Source organism: Phyllobacterium sp. P5_D12 (genome assembly GCF_054049495.1).
Genome location: NZ_JBFUMG010000957.1, coordinates 1 through 1,070, shown reverse-complemented (window position 1 = coordinate 1,070; position 1,070 = coordinate 1). Strand labels below are relative to the sequence as shown.

Here is a 1,070-nt window from a genome sequence, read left to right as displayed (position 1 = left end):
CGCTTTATTGTGCTGGCAGAAAGCATCAAGCTTCGTCTTCGAAGAGATACCGGAGGCGCAACGTTCGGCGACCGATCTTTTTCCCCGGATTAATCTTCGTTTTGGTAGGTGCAAAAACATTTTGTATACCGCCGAAACAAGCTTTCAGGGAAATCCGGTCGGGGACCAGCGCCAGATCGTGTTTAACAACGACAAAAATTGGGAAGCAATGCGCGAGAAGGAGTACTCCGTCGATGGCGGGCTATTCGGTTTGATAGCGGCGGCCTTTGTCAATGACCTCTGGACCATGGCACTGCACGAGATCGGCCATGCTCTCGGACTCACCCACAATGAAAGCAACCAATCGATCATGTACGCCTGGGACATCTGGGATAATCCCACGGGCGTTGTGATGGTCGAAGGCGGCATTCCGGTGGTGGACACCATTGCCCTGGCAAAGCTCTACGATATCAAGAGCGAGGCAGTCTTGCCGCTTCCGGTCAATGCTGACAACTACCTGATCGTCGGCGGGAAGTTTGTGATGTTCGAGTCGATAGCGATGGATACGATGCCCTACACGCAGCCCGAGACAGTCTGGGGAGTTCAAAGCGGTCATCTCGTAAAGGCGGGCGACGGATTTTGCATTAGCCCCACGGTGGGCGCAAATCATAAAGGCTATGGTGTTCTTTACTTTTACCTTTTGGAGAAAGATCTAGTCGGGCCAATGGCGCTTGTAGCAGCGGGAGGCTTCCAAATGGAAGCTGCGGACTCGTTTCAATGGCCCGCGCCTCGTATCGACAGGTGCAAAGGCAGGATTGTGGCTGGTTGTACCGAGGACAACAAGTACAAATGGGGCGGCGATTGGGGCAGTGCTGTAGGGACGACAGATCAGGTGATTGCCCATTTCTACAGCCAGGCCTATCCGGCAACGATGAATTATAGGGTTATGGCATTGACCCTTAAGAACTTGGGACCAGACGGGATACTGGTCTCGGGCGGTGAGCAGGAGCAAAAAAATCAAACAAAATCTTGGGGAGCACAAAGCGGCGGGTTTCAAAAGACGGAGATCGGTCGTGCGGACGTCTCCGAAC

General features: G+C 53.4%; 1 protein-coding gene. It reads left to right on the top strand.

The features are described 5' to 3' along the window. The coding region (locus ACXJ5O_RS27950) for a matrixin family metalloprotease (RefSeq protein WP_457302753.1) at nt 1-1,070 on the top strand (1,070 nt) is incomplete at both ends.